15 protein-coding genes are annotated in these 17684 nt (G+C 45.8%); 12 read left to right on the forward strand and 3 right to left on the reverse strand.

The genetic code is table 11. The features are described 5' to 3' along the window. Positions 1-72 precede the first annotated feature (72 nt). The 3 genes from glnD to map all read right to left on the reverse strand — a co-directional run bounded on the left by glnD (position 73) and on the right by map (position 5130). Positions 73-2661, reverse strand: a complete 2589-nt coding sequence (gene glnD, locus JQC93_RS17300; RefSeq protein ID WP_408068617.1) for a bifunctional uridylyltransferase/uridylyl-removing protein GlnD — start codon at positions 2659-2661, stop codon at positions 73-75. 130 nt (positions 2662-2791) lie between these two features. Beyond that, a complete protein-coding gene (locus JQC93_RS17305) occupies positions 2792-4051 on the reverse strand; it encodes an MDR family MFS transporter (RefSeq protein WP_205159628.1) in 1260 nt (419 codons plus the stop codon). A 200-nt stretch (positions 4052-4251) separates the two neighbouring features. Beyond that, positions 4252-5130, reverse strand: a complete 879-nt coding sequence (gene map, locus JQC93_RS17310) for a type I methionyl aminopeptidase (RefSeq protein WP_205159629.1) — start codon at positions 5128-5130, stop codon at positions 4252-4254. Between the two features lie 354 nt (positions 5131-5484). Here map and rpsB point away from each other — a divergent pair, with 354 nt between their 5' ends. From rpsB to fabZ, 12 genes are all read left to right on the forward strand, one after another. Then, positions 5485-6216, forward strand: coding sequence for a 30S ribosomal protein S2 (gene rpsB, locus JQC93_RS17315; protein WP_205159630.1), 732 nt, complete (start codon positions 5485-5487; stop codon positions 6214-6216). Between the two features lie 131 nt (positions 6217-6347). Then, positions 6348-7190, forward strand: a complete 843-nt coding sequence (gene tsf / locus JQC93_RS17320) for a translation elongation factor Ts (RefSeq protein WP_205159631.1) — start codon at positions 6348-6350, stop codon at positions 7188-7190. Between the two features lie 192 nt (positions 7191-7382). Next, the gene (gene pyrH / locus JQC93_RS17325; protein WP_205159632.1) at positions 7383-8135 is read left to right on the forward strand and encodes a UMP kinase; all 753 of its coding nucleotides are present in this window, start codon (positions 7383-7385) and stop codon (positions 8133-8135) included. Between the two features lie 34 nt (positions 8136-8169). Then, positions 8170-8727 carry a ribosome recycling factor gene (gene frr, locus JQC93_RS17330; protein WP_084886396.1) on the forward strand — a complete coding sequence of 186 codons (558 nt, stop codon included), beginning with the start codon at positions 8170-8172 and terminating at the stop codon, positions 8725-8727. 182 nt (positions 8728-8909) lie between these two features. Then, positions 8910-9674, forward strand: coding sequence for a polyprenyl diphosphate synthase (gene uppS, locus JQC93_RS17335; protein WP_205159633.1), 765 nt, complete (start codon positions 8910-8912; stop codon positions 9672-9674). Between the two features lie 3 nt (positions 9675-9677). Further along, positions 9678-10523: a phosphatidate cytidylyltransferase gene (locus tag JQC93_RS17340; protein ID WP_205159634.1), complete on the forward strand. Its 846-nt coding sequence runs from the start codon at positions 9678-9680 to the stop codon at positions 10521-10523. A gap of 21 nt (positions 10524-10544) precedes the next feature. Beyond that, positions 10545-11750 (forward strand): 1-deoxy-D-xylulose-5-phosphate reductoisomerase, encoded by a 1206-nt coding sequence (gene ispC / locus JQC93_RS17345; protein ID WP_205159635.1) that lies wholly within the window; start codon positions 10545-10547, stop codon positions 11748-11750. Between the two features lies 1 nt (position 11751). After that, the gene (gene rseP / locus JQC93_RS17350) at positions 11752-13107 is read left to right on the forward strand and encodes a sigma E protease regulator RseP (RefSeq protein WP_205159636.1); all 1356 of its coding nucleotides are present in this window, start codon (positions 11752-11754) and stop codon (positions 13105-13107) included. Positions 13108-13140: 33 nt separating this feature from the next. Next, on the forward strand, positions 13141-15555 hold the full coding sequence (bamA, locus tag JQC93_RS17355; RefSeq protein WP_205159637.1) for an outer membrane protein assembly factor BamA: 2415 nt from the start codon (positions 13141-13143) through the stop codon (positions 15553-15555). An 18-nt stretch (positions 15556-15573) separates the two neighbouring features. Further along, on the forward strand, positions 15574-16083 hold the full coding sequence (locus tag JQC93_RS17360; RefSeq protein WP_205159638.1) for an OmpH family outer membrane protein: 510 nt from the start codon (positions 15574-15576) through the stop codon (positions 16081-16083). A 17-nt stretch (positions 16084-16100) separates the two neighbouring features. Further along, positions 16101-17144: a UDP-3-O-(3-hydroxymyristoyl)glucosamine N-acyltransferase gene (gene lpxD / locus JQC93_RS17365; RefSeq protein WP_205159639.1), complete on the forward strand. Its 1044-nt coding sequence runs from the start codon at positions 16101-16103 to the stop codon at positions 17142-17144. Positions 17145-17251: 107 nt separating this feature from the next. Then, complete coding sequence (fabZ, locus tag JQC93_RS17370) at positions 17252-17683, forward strand: 3-hydroxyacyl-ACP dehydratase FabZ (protein ID WP_172400993.1); 432 nt, start codon at positions 17252-17254, stop codon at positions 17681-17683. Position 17684 lies beyond the last annotated feature (1 nt).

Below are 17684 nucleotides of genomic sequence, written 5' to 3' on the forward strand. Positions count from 1 at the left end.
CACTGTAACAAGTGCTACCCTTTTAAGGTAGCACATTTGTTACAAATGGCGTTCTTTTGTGCGTTGGATCGATTAGCTTGGGGACAGTTCTTCAACCACATCGGTTAAGTGATCGCGAAGTTCCTCTTCCTCTTGCTGATTAAGCTTACAGCCGCTGGTGGATGAGAGAATGAACAGATCCTCTGCGCGCTCTCCAATGGTGGTGATCTTGGCTGCGTGCAGATGAATGTCCAAGTCGGCAAAAGCAGAACTGACCTTAGTCAGTAAGCCTGGAGTGTCTAAGGCTTGGAACTCAACCAAACTGTGTTTATTGGTTTTAGTCGGTAGAAACTCAACACGAGTTTTCACTTTAAAGTGCTTCAAATTTCGAGGGGTACGCCTAACACGTAGCGGTTTGGGGGTATTGCTGCAGACAACGCTTGAAACCGCGTTAGCAATCACCAATTGCCTCTCTGAGTCTACAGGGTTGCCATCGCGATCGAGTACCACAAAGGTATCTAGTACAAATCCATCTTTACTGGTCATGATCTGTGCATCATGAACACTGAGGTTTCGCCGGTCTAGCTCTGCCACGACATCGGCAAATAGCGCAGGTTTATCCTTAGCGTAGACAAAGATTTCGGTGCCACCGCGACTGCTTTTTTTACTGACCAGTACAAGAGGATCATTATGTGGCTCTGGGGCATTTAAGATCGCCTGTGAGTGCCAGCGAATCTGGTCAGGGGTATGGCGTAGGAAGTAGTCGGCTTTAAATCGACCCCATAAAACTTCAATTTCGCGAGGGGTAAAATCAAGCTTACGCAGTTTAGCCGACGCCAGTTGCTGCGTGTGGCGGATACGGTCGCGGACATCCACAGGATTTTCAAGCCCGCGACGCAGAGCGCGCTGGGTTGAATAATACAGCTCTGAAAGCAGGGTTCGTTTCCAACTGTTCCACAGCTCTGGGTTGGTGGCATTTACATCGGCAACCGTTAAACAAATGAGGTATTCGAGGTACTCTTCGTCACGAACCGTTTTAGCAAATTCGGTAATCACTTCTGGGTCATGAATATCGCGTTTTTGAGCGGTCACAGACATGAGAAGGTGGTTTTTGACTAGCCAAGAGATAAGCTTGGCTTCTGGTTTTGACAATCCATGTTCGATGCCAAATTCATAGGCTTCAATAGCGCCAATTTCAGAGTGATCGCCGCCGCGGCCTTTACCAATGTCATGAAAAATCGCCGCTAACAGTAGCAGCTCTTTCTTTTGCATGCGCGGAAAGAGTTCGCAACAAATAGGGTGCTTGTCGTGATTTTTAGCAAAGCTAAAACCATGAATGTGTTTGAGCAGTCGAATACTGTGTTCATCGACGGTGTACACATGGAACAGATCAAACTGCATCTGCCCAACGATTTGACTCCATTGGGGAAGATACGACGCAAGAACGCCCAAACTGTGCATTAATGGCAAGGCTTTCGTTAGCACATTGGGATGGCGCATCAGTTGCATGAATTTTTCGCGCGCCTCTGGAATGGCGTTAAGGTAGCGATTTAGCCGTCTGCGTGCGGTGCGCAATTGACGCATGGTTGCTGGTGCAACGCCAGTAATGCTTGAATCGTTGGCTATGTGAATAAACATATCCAAAATGGTTTCTGGACGTGCTTGAAATAGAGCGGGCTTACGAGCTTCAATCAATGCGCCACGACGCTGAAAGTCTGCGCTGATGATTTCGGCTTCGGGAACCACTCCACGATTTAAGATGGCTTGATCAAACAGTTTGATCAGCATTTTGTTGAGCTCAGAGATTCGACGTAAGGTTCGATAGAACTCTTTCATCATGCGCTCTACGGGCTGATTTTTCTCGCCAGTAAACCCTAAGTGCTCAGCCACCATCGCTTGATGCCCAAAGGCAAGACGGTTGTCGTAGCGTTTTAGTTCTATGTGCAGTGCAAAACGTACTCGCCACAAATAATCTTGGCACTCAACAAGCTCTCTGTATTCAGCGTCGGTCAAAAAGCCATAACGGCTCATTTCGAGCAGTGAGGTTGCACCAAAATGGCGGCGTGCGATCCAACTCAGCGTATGAATGTCTCGCAGTCCACCAGGGCTGGATTTAATGTCCGGCTCGAGATTGTAGCCTGTGTCGTGATAGCGGGCGTGACGATCGCGCTGTTCTTGCAGTTTTGCTTTATAGAACTCTGCGCTAGGCCAGAACTCTGCCGATTCAATGACCGCGTTGAGTTCACTAAAGGCGTGCTCGCTGCCGCAGATCCGACGAGCTTCTTGAAGGTTTGTAGCAACCGTTAAGTCTTCTCCGCCAATCTTGGCACACTCGGCGACTGTTCTCACCGCGTGACCAACCTCTAAGCGAAGGTCCCAAAGTAGGGTAATAAAAGCGCTAACCTTTTCACACATGGCCGGATTGGCGGCATTTCGTGTCAGAATTAATATATCGATATCTGACAGTGGGTGCAGCTCAGCACGGCCGTACCCGCCAACCGCAACTAGACAGGCATCGCTGTATTGATCAAAGCCAAAGTGTTGCCACATCAACTGCAGCAGTCCATCCATAAACTGGCTGCGTTCTAACACTAATTCAGAGACGTTTGCAGAACTCAAAAATGCTTGTTTTTGATAGTCAGAAAATTGGTCCAGAATGTTACGAATGGCTTCTGGAGCCATCGTGGTTGTATCAATGTTTTTTAGTAATGCCAGTGACATATCGTTCCCTGTACGCGCAATGCAATGTAAGCACTTTATCAATCTATATGGTCAAGATAAAGCGAGCGTTAGAACAAAGCAATCGTTACCGTTAAAGTGATTGCTCTGCGGTTTGCAAGTGCAGATCTTTTGCCTTGTTTTCGGCTTTAAAATAGAGCCATATCATAATGAGGCAGACAACAAAGCATCCTGCAAACAGCCAATTTGAATTTAAGCTTCCGATCATCAATCCACCGACCAAAGGAGCGACAGCAAAACCGAGTGCGCAAAGTGTGGCGGCGCCGAAGTAGGAACCTCGTAAATGTTCTGGTGCGAGTTTATCAATCTGAACGTTGAGCGTGGGGAACGCAATCACTTCACCGATGCTCAGTACAAAGCAGGCAATTAGCCAGCCAGCGGGCCAGTGTTCCGGTGTAAATAAAAACCCTAATTGAGCAACAGCCATCAACGCCATCCCTAAACGTGCTCGGAAAAATAGAGGCTGTTTTTCTAGCAGTTTTAGGGTTGGAAATTGAAACACAATAATCGTTATGGTGTTGACTAACACTAACCCCGCAATGATTTTCGTTGCCTGCTCGATGCCAGAACGCACAATAACTTGAGGAATGGAGGATTCGATTTGTGCGTAGACAAACATCATTAGAAAGTTCGCGATCATTAAGCGAATAAAGACAGAGTCCTTCGCAATGATCCCAAGCGTCCGTGCAAAATTGGGTAAAGCCTCAGCGGAAACGGTCCTTTTATACTGAGTTCGCTCTAAACCAATATAAAGCCATAGCGAGTAAACGAGATAAGTCACACCCGTTGCAATAAAGAGTGCTTGAGGTTTATGCAGCGCAAGCGTTATGCCTATTAGCGGACCAATTGCTCCACCTAAGTTCAAAAGAAAGTAACGGATGTTTAACGCAAGCTCTCGGTCTTTTTTATCAGCAAGGTTATCACCTAAAACGGCTTTGGCGGGGCCTTCGATCATTGGTCGCATTAACCCTGTTATCAGCACTAATATGTAAAATTGCCACACTTGTGTGGCGACACCGATGCCCGCATAGGTTAACGATGCTAACAAGCTCCCGCACACCATGATTTTTTTGCGGCCAAACTTGTCCGACAGATAGCCCGAATAAAGGCCGGTTAATGAACCAACTAACGCCGAGCTTGAGAGCATAATACCGACCTCGAGAGCCGACACGCCATAATCGTTGTAGAGGAAAACAATCAGAAATGGCCAAGCCATAAAATAACTGGTTCGTGCTAGCAATGTGCCAGTCAGTACAGTCCAGACAGAGAAGTTGAAACGGGTAACCCGTTCAAATTGAAAGAGGCTTTGCTGAGATGATTGCGGATCGGTCATAGAGTCTCCGTGAGTGATTAGTCCTTGTGCACAAAATGCACTTCGGTGATCAATATCACATTGGAGTTATGAATGGAATCCTAGGTTTTTCAGTGGGTTAATCTTTGGTGGATAATTTTGAAAAGGCCACTAGACGCACTATTTTACAAGGTAATTCGCTGCAATAGTGCGCCCAATTACGTGGTGTTTAACTGAATAGATTAAGCGTTATTCATGATGCGAGGGATCGATTCATCACTGCGCAATGTTAATACTTCACAACCGGTCGCGGTCACGAGAATGGTATGTTCCCATTGAGCTGAGTTTTTTCCGTCTCCCGTATACACGGTCCAGTCATCTTCGGCATCGATACTGCAACCAAATTTACCGGCATTAATCATCGGCTCAATGGTAAAGCACATGCCTTCTTTAAGGATGCGGCGGTCATTGTTTTTGTAGTGCACCACTTGCGGTTCTTCGTGGAACTCATTGCCAATGCCGTGACCACAGAAATCTTTAACAATAGAGAACTTAGTACGAGGGTTCTTTTTGTTGTTTTCTTTGATGTATTTTTCGATAGTGGTGCCAATATCACCGACTGTCGCACCCGGCTTCACTTTCTTCATAGCTAAGTAAAGGCTTTCTTGGGCTACTAGACAGAGGCGTTTATCTGCTGGGCTAACATCACCAACAAAGAACATTTTCGATGTATCCCCATGGTACCCTTGTGGACGCTCAGTTAAATCTACGCCGTCTTCGTCCGGAATGATTACTGTAATGTCAATGTTGACGATATCGCCATCCTTAAGAACGGCTGGCTTACTTTTACCTGTTGTGCCCATTTCGTCTACACTAGCAGGGATACCGTGACAAACAATATGGTTGATTGATGTACAGATAGATTTAGGGAACCCACCGTAATTAAGCGGTGCAGGGTAAGCGCCATTTTCGACGGTGAATTCGTGACAAATGCGGTCCAACTCTTCAGTCGTGACCCCAGCTTTCACGTGGGGACCAATCATTTCAAGAACGTCGGCAGCTAGCTTACCAGCAATGCGCATGCGTTCGATTTCGGCTTCAGTTTTTATCTTAATTGACATAGGTTTGTAACTAATTCTCGTTTCGTTGGCGCTACTATATCAAGAACTGTGCAATTTGTGTATCTACGCGACTCGCTCAAAAAGGGTTAATTAAGTGTCAGGAGGAAGGTCGCTTTCCTTAAACCAAGGCAGTAATTTTCGATAAAAACTGTGATTTTTTGGCTGAATATGGTATAAAGCGCGCCAGAAATTGTACTGTTATCTCCATCCAGTTTTGCACTGTGGCGTTAGCAGATGATTTCATAATTAAATTTTTATTAAACTCACACACATTTCGTCACGTAATCCGGGGTGCCTGAAATAAGGTCGGAGCTACGGGGAATGTGGAGGCCTAACCCCATAGAGGAATTTAAAATGGCAAACGTATCAATGCGCGATATGCTAAAAGCTGGTGTTCACTTCGGTCACCAAACTCGTTACTGGAACCCAAAAATGAAGCCATTCATCTTTGGTGCTCGTAACAAGGTTCATATCATCAACCTAGAGAAAACTGTACCAATGTTCAACGATGCACTAGCTGAGCTAGGCAAAATCGGTGAGAAAAAAGGTAAAGTTCTTTTTGTTGGTACTAAGCGCGCTGCGTCTGAAGCTGTTAAAGAAGCGGCTATCGCAAGCAACCAATACTACGTAAACAACCGTTGGTTGGGTGGTATGCTTACTAACTACAAAACTGTTCGTCAGTCTATCAAGCGTCTTAAAGATCTTGAAGCTCAAGCTCAAGACGGCACTTTTGAGAAACTAACTAAGAAAGAAGCTCTAATGCGTACTCGCGAAATGGAGAAGCTAGAGAAATCTCTTGGTGGTATCAAAGACATGGGCGGTCTTCCTGACGCGCTATTCGTGATCGACGCTGACCACGAGCACATCGCTGTTAAAGAAGCAAACAACCTAGGTATCCCAGTTTACGCTGTAGTAGATACTAACTCTGATCCAGACGGTGTTGATTTCATCATCCCTGGTAACGACGATGCAATCCGTGCGGTTCAACTGTACCTTAACGCTGCAGCAACTGCTGTAAACGAAGGTCGTAACCAAGACGTTGCTGTTGCTTCTGAGAAAGACGGTTTCGTAGAAGAAGCTGAGTAATAGCGGCTGTCGCCCTTTCTTAGTTTGCGCAGTATAGAACTGCATAAGTCAAACTAAGTGCTAGTATGCTAAGGGGCCAGTAAAATGGCCCCTGATTTTTACCCAAATTAGAATCAACTGAGGAATAGAGAATGGCTGTTACTGCTGCTCTAGTTAAAGAACTGCGCGACCGTACTGGCGCAGGTATGATGGATTGTAAAAAAGCTCTAACTGAAACTAACGGTGACGTTGAGCTAGCGATCGAGAACATGCGTAAGTCTGGTGCTGCTAAAGCTGCTAAAAAAGCAGGCAACGTAGCTGCTGAAGGCGCAATCATCATCAAAGAAGAAAACGGCGTTGCTGCACTTCTTGAAGTGAACTGTCAAACTGACTTCGTAGCGAAAGACGAAAACTTCACTGCATTCGCAGAGAAAGTAGCGGCTGACGCACTAGCAACTAAAGCGACTGCTGAAGAGCTTAAAGCTAAGTTTGAAGAAGAGCGTGTTCTTCTTGTTGCTAAAATCGGCGAGAACGTAAACATCCGTCGCGTAGAGTACGTTGAAGGTGCTGCTATCGCTTCTTACCGTCACGGTGAGAAAATCGGTGTTGTTGTTGCAGGTGAAGGCGATGCTGAAACACTTAAGCACGTTGCAATGCACGTTGCTGCTTCTCGTCCTGAGTTTGTTAACCCAGAAGACGTACCAGCAGACGTAGTAGAAAAAGAAAAAGCGGTTCAAGTTGAAATCGCAATGAACGAAGGCAAACCAGCTGAAATCGCAGAGAAAATGGTTATCGGCCGTATGAAGAAATTCACTGGCGAAATCTCTCTAACTGGTCAACCGTTCGTGATGGAGCCTAAGAAATCTGTAGGCGACATCCTAAAAGAGCGTGGTGCTTCTGTATCTACCTTTGTTCGCCTAGAAGTAGGTGAAGGTATCGATAAAGGCGAAGAAATGAGCTTCGCAGACGAAGTAGCAGCGGCTCAAAAAGGTTAATTCTTTTTGAATTCGTAATTAAAAAGACCGTGGCTATGCTGCGGTCTTTTTATGAACGGCCTATTATTTTTATTGAACGATGTAATCGATTAACTGTGACGAATAAGAGCGTCAAATTAGGCTAATTTGCTTAAAATAGGCGCGCTGTTATTCCTGACCGTTAATATGACTTTTACTAAAAAAGGTATCTCCATGACTACAAGTCCAAAACCAGCGTATCAACGTATTTTGTTAAAGCTAAGTGGCGAAGCTCTGCAAGGCGAAGAAGGGTTTGGTATTGATCCAGCTGTATTGGATCGTATGGCTCAAGAAGTTAAAGAGTTAGTGGAGCTAGGTGTACAAGTGGGTGTGGTCATCGGCGGTGGTAACCTTTTCCGTGGAGCTGGTCTAGCAGAAGCTGGTATGAACCGCGTTGTGGGTGACCACATGGGTATGTTGGCTACGGTCATGAACGGCCTTGCTATGCGTGACGCACTGCATCGCGCTTATGTGAATGCACGTGTTATGTCGGCGATTCCTTTAAAAGGTGTTTGTGACGATTACAACTGGGCAGATGCTATTCGTGAATTGCGTCAAGGTCGAGTGGTTATCTTCTCTGCTGGTACAGGCAACCCATTCTTTACTACCGACTCTGCAGCCTGCTTACGTGGCATTGAAATTGAAGCCGATTTGGTACTAAAAGCAACCAAAGTGGACGGCGTGTTTAATGCCGATCCAGTTGCTAACCCAGACGCTGAATTGTATGGTAAGCTTTCTTTCACAGAGGTTTTGGATAAAGAGCTTAAAGTTATGGATCTTGCTGCATTCACTCTAGCAAGAGACCACAACATGCCTATCCGTGTTTTCAATATGAACAAACCTGGTGCACTTCGCCGCGTTGTTATGGGCGAGCAAGAAGGCACACTGATTAGCGAACAAGCATCAGCGAGCAGCGCTAAAGCTTAATACGCAGACTAATTTTTGAACTTAAGGTGAACTCGTGATTAACGAAATCAAAACTGACGCGCAAGAGCGCATGGAAAAAAGTGTTGAAGCGCTAAAAAATAGCTTATCAAAAGTCCGCACTGGTCGTGCGCACCCAAGCCTATTGTCTGGCTTGTCGGTTGAGTACTATGGTGCACCGACTCCGCTAAACCAGGTGGCTAACGTTGTTGCAGAAGATGCACGTACACTGGCCATTACAGTATTCGACAAAGAGCTTGCTCCAAAAGTAGAAAAAGCAATCCTTCAATCTGATTTGGGTCTTAACCCAATGTCTGCAGGAACTGTTATCCGTGTTCCACTGCCTCCACTCACGGAAGAGCGTCGTAAAGACCTCGTTAAGATCGTTCGCGGTGAAGCTGAAGGTGGACGTGTAGCGATTCGCAACATTCGTCGTGATGCAAATGGCGATCTTAAAGCACTGCTTAAAGACAAAGAAATCTCTGAAGATGAAGATCGTAAAGGTCAAGATGAGATCCAAAAGTTGACTGACGCAGCGGTTAAAAAAGTAGACGAAGTCTTAGCGGCGAAAGAAAAAGAGTTGATGGAAGTGTAAGCTTTCTCTCTCTGATTGGTAAGATAACCTGCTGATTGCGGCGGATTATTGACCGATACAGCCTGGGTGCTTCTCAATTGAGCAACCAATGCGCAAATGTTTGCACCTGAGTATAACGCTGCCTCTTACAGGCAGCGTTTTTGTGTTATTATCCACAGCTAAAATTTTCTAACGTAAACCTTATGTCAGACACAGTATTATCATCACAGCAGCTGCCTCAACACATTGCTTTCATCATGGATGGCAACGGTCGATGGGCTAAATCCAAAGGCAAGCCGCGTGTGTTTGGACACAGGGCCGGTGTGAAATCAGTTAGACGAACCATTCGCACTGCAGCCCGGTTGGGTGTAAAGGCTGTGACCTTGTTTGCGTTTAGTAGTGAAAATTGGCAACGACCAGAAGAAGAAGTCAGCTTGTTGATGGAGCTGTTTATGGTCGCGTTAACTAATGAAGTTAAACGACTTCATAAGAATGACTTAAAGTTAAAAGTGATCGGTGACACCAGTGCGTTCAGTCAACGATTACAAGACAAGATTGCAGAAGCTGAAGCAATCACCGAAAACAACAAAGGCATGCAAGTCAACGTTGCGGCTAATTACGGTGGCAAGTGGGACATCGCTCAGGCGACCAAACGCATCGCTAAACAGATAGAAACGGGTGAGGTCAGTGTTGAAGAAATTGACGAAGCACTGCTGTCTAAACACATGAGCTTAAGCGACTTACCCGAAGTGGACCTTATGATCCGGACTAGTGGTGAGTCGAGAATCAGCAATTTCATGCTGTGGCAAATGGCCTATGCAGAGCTCTATTTTTGCCCTTGCCATTGGCCAGACTTTGACGAAGATGCCTTAATTGAAGCCGTGAGTTGGTTTGTTAACCGAGAACGTCGCTTTGGTTGTACTGGCGAACAGGTAAAAGCCCTTATGACCACAGAAAAAGGATTCTAATACGTGAAACAACGCATTATTACCGCGCTAATTCTTGCGCCGCTCATCATTGCTGGCATTTTCTTGTTACCCTTTTTCTACTTTGTATTGATGTTGCTCGGTGTTGTTGGCCTCTCTTTATGGGAGTGGTCGCAGTTTGTGACGCCAAAAGCTCGCAATAAGAGCTTATTCTTTTTACTGGCTGGTGCGCTCGCCTGTGTAGCGATAATGCCTATGCAACCCTACGAATTAGGCGCTTTTGGACAAAGTAGCTTTAGCTTCATCTTAAGTGGTGTTATTTGGTGGCTCATCGCGAGCCTGATGACCATTACCTACCCATCTTCAGCAAAGCATTGGCAAGATTCGCCGTTACTTAAAGGCATTTTCGGTCTTATTTCACTTATGCCATTTCTTTGGAGCGTAGCGGTACTTCGAGCCATTGATTACGACGTGAACGTTTATTACGGCGCCAAGATGGTCCTGTTTGTCTGCCTGCTTGTATGGAGTGCTGATAGTGGCGCCTACTTTGCCGGTAAGAGCCTCGGTAAACATAAGATGGCACCGCGCGTTAGCCCCAATAAAACCATAGAAGGTTTAGTCGGGGGCATCATTGCTGCGATCATTGTTGGTTTTGTCTTTACGGATCTGCTGTCTCTCGATTTCTCTAGCACACCTGCCATGATGGTGATTATTTTGGCTACAGTTGTTATCTCGGTGATGGGTGATTTGGTTGAGAGCATGTTTAAACGTGTTGCAAATATTAAAGACAGCAGCAACTTGATCCCTGGGCATGGTGGAGTATTGGACCGCATTGACAGTTTGATGGCAGCGTTTCCTATGTTTACGCTGTGCTATTTTTTACTCGCATAATCAACCGATATTGAGTCGACCATGAAGCAGATTGCCATTTTGGGCGCGACCGGGTCAATCGGTAGCAGCACACTAAAAGTCATTCAAGCGAACCCTAGCGAATATCAAGTTTTTGCACTGGCTGCGGCAACCAATGTTGAAGCTATGGTTAGTTTGTGTCGTCAATGGACGCCTCGTTTCGCAGTCATGCATGACGAGCAAGCTGCAGAACAGCTAACCATGCAACTTGCGTCGCTAAATCTTTCTACTTCAGTATTGAGTGGACAAGCAGGATTGTGCGATGTTGCTCAGCATCCACAAGTCGATGCCGTTATGGCCGCGATTGTAGGTGGGGCTGGCTTACTTTCAACTATGGCAGCAGCGAAAGCGGGTAAGCAAATACTATTGGCCAATAAAGAATCTTTGGTGATGTCGGGGCAGTTGTTGATAGATGTTGCTTCTAAAACCGGCGCGCAAATTTTACCTGTAGACAGCGAGCACAATGCGATATTCCAAAGCTTGCCCGTTGATGCTCAATTGCAAATTGGCCGCTGTGATTTACAAGCTTGTGGCGTTTCAAAAATATTGCTAACAGGCTCCGGTGGGCCTTTTCGTTATAGTGATGTCGAATCACTGTCAACGGTGACACCGGAACAAGCTATTGCTCACCCTAATTGGTCAATGGGGCCAAAAATCTCGGTTGATTCGGCAACTATGATGAATAAAGGGCTTGAGTATATTGAGGCTAAATGGCTATTTGCCGCAGATAAATCTCAATTGGATGTGATTATTCACCCTCAATCTGTGATTCATTCAATGGTGCAATATGTGGATGGTTCTGTTATCGCCCAAATGGGCGAACCCGACATGTGTACACCTATTGCGCACACCATGGCTTACCCAAATCGCACCCCTTCTACAGTATCTGCGCTAGACTTTACTCAGGTGGGTGAATTGACTTTTTTAGCCCCAGACTTTTCACGATATCCATGTTTGCAACTGGCAATCGATGCGTGTTTTGAAGGGCAGCATGCGACGACAACGCTGAACGCCTGTAACGAAGTTGCGGTGGATGCGTTTTTAAATCGAAAAATAGGCTTTACCGATATTGCTCGTGTCAATCAATCGGTTGTCGAAGCGGTATGTGCAACGCAATCTGCACATCAGTTAAATGATCTAGAAAGTTTGCTTTCGCTCGATGAAATGGTGCGAAAACTGGCCCAAGAACACGTTGTAAAGGTGGTGTGATATGAGTGGGTTTTTATGGAATTTCGCCTCATTTGTCGTTGCACTGGGTATATTGGTCGCAGTGCATGAGTTTGGGCATTTTTGGGTAGCTCGCCGATGTGGTGTGAAGGTCCACAAGTTCTCTATAGGCTTTGGTAAGTCTATCTGGTCGCGTACCGACAAACAGGGGACTGAGTATACTATTGCACTGATTCCGTTAGGTGGCTTTGTCAAAATGCTTGATGGCCGTGTGGATGAGTTGACTGACGAGCAGAAAAACCAGGCCTTTGACCACAAACCTTTGTGGAAACGCAGCGCAATTGTGGCCGCAGGCCCAATGTTTAATTTTTTGTTTGCGATTATTGCGTACTGGTTAGTGCTCATGATCGGCGTGCCAAGTGTTAAGCCGGTAATTGGTGATCTAGTTCCAAATTCTATTGCTGAACAAGCGGGAATTGAACGTTCGATGGAACTTACTTCCATCGACGGAATCAAAACACCTGATTGGCAGTCGGTGAACATGCAGCTTATTTCGCACATTGGGCTAGACCAGATGTCGGTTACGTACGCCCCTATAGATAATTACGGTCTAGAACGTCAAACCACATTGGATATTCGCCAATGGCAATTTGATCCTGAAAAGGAATCGGCGATTCGTACGATTGGGATTGTTCCGTATCGCCCAGAAATCATCAGTACAGTGAGTCAGGTGATAGAAGGTGGGGCTGCAGAAGCTGCAGGAGTGCAGGTGGGTGACCAAATCATTGGCCTCAACGAACAGCCTATGACTGAATGGGAAGCCATAGCCGAGACGATTCGCAATAACCCATCGACAGCGATGCCTATCGATATCATTCGTGATGGAAACCCGATTACGTTGACTCTGACCCCGAATGCTCGAGTAATTGAGGAGCAAACTATTGGTTATGTTGGTATTATGCCAACATCAGAACCTTGGCCAGAGAACTATCGCTTTGACATGCAGTTTGGCCCATTTGCTGCAATCGGTGAAGCGGTCAATAAGTCTTACCAGCTGGTGGACTTAACGCTCAGCATGTTGAAAAAACTGGTGGTTGGGCATGTGGGTATAGAAAATTTAAGCGGGCCGATCTCGATCGCAAAAGGCGCGGGAGCGACCGCCGATTATGGTCTGGTTCACTTTTTAATGTTTTTAGCGCTGATAAGCGTAAACTTAGGTATTATTAATTTACTGCCGTTGCCTGTTTTAGATGGCGGTCACTTATTGTTTTTTGCTATTGAAGCCGTGATCAGACGCCCAGTACCAGAGAAGGTACAAGAGGTTGGATATCGAATTGGTGGAGCACTGCTGCTCGCACTTATGACAGTGGCTATTTTTAATGACTTTATGCGCTTATAACGTTAAGCGCAGCATGGAAATACAACGGAATTTATGAAGTTTAAGGACTTGTTGCTGGCTTCGAGCGTTTTGCTCAGCACAGTAGCTTACGGCAGCGATAGCTTTGTCGTCGACGATATTCGTATTGAAGGTTTGCAGCGTGTTGCACTGGGTGCGGCATTGCTAAAAATCCCAGTACGTGTAGGAGATACTCTAGGTGAAGGCGATGTGGCGGAGACGATTCGCTCATTGTACGCATCGGGTAACTATGAAGACGTGAGCGTATTACGCGATGGCAATACATTGGTGGTGCAGGTTAAAGAAAGGCCTACCATTGCGAGTATTTCGTTTAGCGGCAATAAAGCATTGGAAGACGACCAATTGCAGCAAAACCTCGACGCGTCAGGTGTGCGAGTTGGTGAAGCGTTGGACCGCACAACTTTAAGCAATATCGAAAAAGGCTTAGAAGACTTTTACTACAGTGTGGGTAAATACAACGCATCCGTGCAAGCGGTGATAACGCCACTTCCTCGAAATCGTTCTGACCTAAAGTTCGTATTTGCTGAAGGTGTCTCCGCGAAGATTAAGCAGATTAACTTTATCGGTAATGAAATATTCACTGATTCACAACTGCTATCTCGATTTAACCTGAATGTTGAAGTGCCTTGGTGGAACTTCTTGGCTGATGATAAGTACCAGAAACAGGTACTGGCCGGTGACATTGAATCACTAAAGTCGTACTACTACGATCGTGGTTATTTGAAATTTAAAGTCGACTCAACGCAAGTAGCCATCTCTCCTGATAAGAAAGGTGTCTACATTACGCTATCACTTGAAGAAGGCAATGCGTACACAGTTAAAGACGTGCAGTTTCGTGGTGAATTGATAGGGAAGACAGAAGAGTTTCGTAGTCTTGTCACGCTGGATGAAGGTGAAGTCTATAGCGGCACAGAAGTTACCGCGATGGAAGAAGGCATTAAGCGAGTACTCGGTGCGTCAGGTTACGCGTACCCAGAAGTGCGAACCATTCCTGAGTTCGATGATAAAAATAACGAAGTCTCTCTCGTTGTAAACGTCACTTCAGGTAAGAGAATTTATGTTCGTGATATTCGTTTTGTAGGCAACAATTCAACCAAAGATGAAGTACTTCGTCGTGAAATGCGTCAAATGGAAGGCAGTTGGCTCAATTCGCAATCTATTGAAACCGGTAAAGCACGTCTTAACCGTTTGGGTTTCTTTGAGACTGTAGATGTTAGTACGGTTCGAGTCCCTGGAAGCGACGATCAGGTAGACATTGTTTACAGCGTTAAAGAGGCAAACTCCGGCAGTGTCAACTTCGGTGTGGGCTATGGTACCGAATCGGGCATCAGTTTCCAGCTAGGTTTGCAGCAGGATAACTTCTTAGGAAGCGGTGACCGAGTTGGTATTTCGGCAATGATGAACGACTATCAGAAAAACGTTAGTCTTGACTATCGCGACCCTTATTGGAACCTCGATGGTGTGAGCCTGGGTGGTAAGATTTATTACAATGAATTTGAGGCCTCTGAAGCAGGTATTGTTGATTACACCAACGAAAGCTACGGCGCTACTCTTACTTGGGGTTTCCCATTTAATGAGCTCAACTTCTTTGAGTTGGGAGTGGGCTATGCGCACAACCGTTTGTCGAACATTGACCAATACGTTCAGATTGAGCGGTTCTTGCAGTCGCAAGCCAGTAATGTCGATAGTGATGGTGCACTCATTGTAAGCGACTTCGAGTTTTCGCTGGCATGGACACGAAATAACCTTAACCGAGGTACCTTCCCAACGGCCGGTAACCACCAAAGAGCCTACTATAAGATGACAACGCCAGGCTCGGACGTGCAGTACTTCAAGATGCAATATGACGTACGCCAATACTTCCCTCTGACAGAGTCTCACAATTTTGCGCTCTTGCTTCGTGGACGTTTAGGATATGGTAATGGTTACGGCAGTATCGATGGCAACGATAACCTGTTCCCATTCTATGAGAACTTTTATGCCGGTGGCTTTACTACTCTTCGTGGGTTTAGTTCGAACACAGCAGGTCCTAAGGCCGTCTACGACGAGGGTAAAGGAAACAATCCTAACTACAATGCTACGGATAAGTCGGTGGGTGGTAACGCAACGGCACTGGGTAGTATAGAGCTTATCGTACCGACACCGTTTGTCTCCGAGGGCTTTAAGAACCAATTACGTTCTAGCTTGTTCGTCGATATGGCGAGCGTGTGGGATACCGAGTTCCTGTTTGTCGAAATGGACAGCGGGGCGCCGGGTTACAAGTATTACTATGACTATTCTGATCCAAGTGCATTCCGCGCATCTTTTGGTGCCGCAGTGCAGTGGATGTCTCCAATGGGACCTTTGGTGTTCTCATTTGCAACGCCGATTAAAATTTACGAAGGTGACGATGACGAGTTTTTCACCTTCACAATTGGAAGAACCTTCTAACAACTAGAGGAAATGATTTTGAACAAAACAGTAAAAGCGCTAAGTCTTAGCCTTATTCTTGCAAGTACTGCCGTTGTCGCTAATGTTGCGGAAGCCGCACAGAAGATTGGTTATGTAAACACGGCGAAAATCTTCCAAATGCACCCTAAACGTGAAGCTGCTTTGCAGGAACTGCAAGAGGAATTTAAAGACAAGTCTGCTGAAATCCAAGCACTTGAAGCTAAAATCAAAACCAAAATGGAGCAAGCTCGTCGTGATGGCGAACTGCTTGGCGAAGAAGGTATGCGTGCTCTTCAAATTGAAGTAGCGACACTAGAAGCTGAATACAAACTGAAGCGTCAATCGTTTGAGCGTGATGGCAAGCAGCGTGAAGCAGAAGAGAAGCAAGAGCTATTTAGAGAGATCCAAAATACCATCGAAGTGGTTGCTGCTGAAGAAGGCTTTGACATGATCATCGATGCTCAAGCCTTACAATACGCTAAGCCAGAGCTTGATCTAACCGACGCAGTCATTAATAAAATTAAGTAACGGTTAACTGGAGTCTTATGATCACCTTAACGCTACAACAAGTTGCTGACATTGCTGGTGGGACACTTATCGGTGACTCAGCCGCGACTGTTTCTCAGTTTCAAGCGATGGATAAAGCGCAGCCTGGCGACATTAGTTTCTTAACTAATCCAAAATATCGAAAGCATCTTGCACAATGTAATGCGACCTGCGTGTTAATCAAACAAGCAGACGCAGAGCATTGCAGCGGCAACGCTATTGTTGTCGGCGACCCTTACATCGCGTACGCAAAAGTAGCCCAAAAACTGGATAAGACTCCTAAAGCCGCAACTGGTATTGCTCCTAGTGCGGTCATTAGTGACAGTGCTATTTTGGGCAACAATGTCAGTGTTGGTGCTAACGCCGTTATTGAAACGGGTGCTCGGCTTGCAGACAATGTTGTTATTGGTGCCAACTGTTTTGTTGGCAAAAATGCATCAATTGGCGAAGGCACGCAGTTGTGGTCCAATGTTGCGGTATACCATGATGTTCAGATTGGCGAGCGCTGTTTAGTGCAGAGTCAGACAACCATAGGTTCCGATGGTTTTGGTTATGCAAACGAACAAGGTGAGTGGATTAAGATCCCACAAACTGGCTCTGTGATCATCGGCAACCGCGTCGAAATTGGCGCAAGTGCTTGTATTGACCGTGGTGCGATTGGCAACACGATTGTCGAAGATAACGTCATCCTCGATAATTTGATTCAGGTTGCCCATAATGTTCATATTGGTTACGGCACCGCAATCGCAGGTGCAACGACCATCGCAGGAAGTACGACCGTAGGTAAGTACTGCATTATTGGTGGTGCAACAGTCATCAATGGCCATATTGAGATCGCAGACCAAGTGACCATCACAGGTATGGGCATGGTGATGCGCAGCATCAAAGAAAAAGGCGTGTACTCTTCAGGGATTCCTCTGCAAAAAAATGCCGAGTGGCGTAAAACCGCAACCCGAGTACATCGTATCGATGAGATGAACAAACGTCTAAAAACAGTTGAGAAACAGCTTGAACAGCAGGACTCTACTGAACAAGGGCTATAGCAGATAATTTTAGGCTCGCTATAGGCGAGCCTTTTTAATGTATAATACCCTTAGACAAGAATAATTTAATTAGCAGGAATTTGATTTTGACTACTGAAAATAAAACTATGGATATCATGGAAATCCAATCTCTTTTGCCACACCGTTACCCATTTCTATTGATAGATAGAGTGACGGATTATAAAGAGGGTGAGTATTTAGTAGCACTCAAAAATGTCACGTTTAACGAGCCTCAATTCACTGGTCACTTCCCACAAATGCCAGTTTTTCCAGGTGTTTTGATGCTTGAAGCGATGGCGCAAGCAACAGGTTTACTTGCATTTAAAACCTACGGCGCACCTAGTGAGAATGAACTGTACTACTTTGCGAGCGTTGATAACGCCAAGTTCCGTAAACCTGTAGGCCCTGGCGACCAACTGGTCATTGAAGTGAAGCTGCTTAAAGAGCGCCGTGGTATTGCAGCCTTTACCGGTGTTGCAAAAGTAGATGGCGTTGTCGTGTGTGACGCTGAATTAAAATGTGCACGTCGAGAATTCTAAT

It is taken from the genome of Vibrio ulleungensis (assembly GCF_016900875.1).
In the GTDB taxonomy this organism is placed as follows: domain Bacteria; phylum Pseudomonadota; class Gammaproteobacteria; order Enterobacterales; family Vibrionaceae; genus Vibrio; species Vibrio ulleungensis.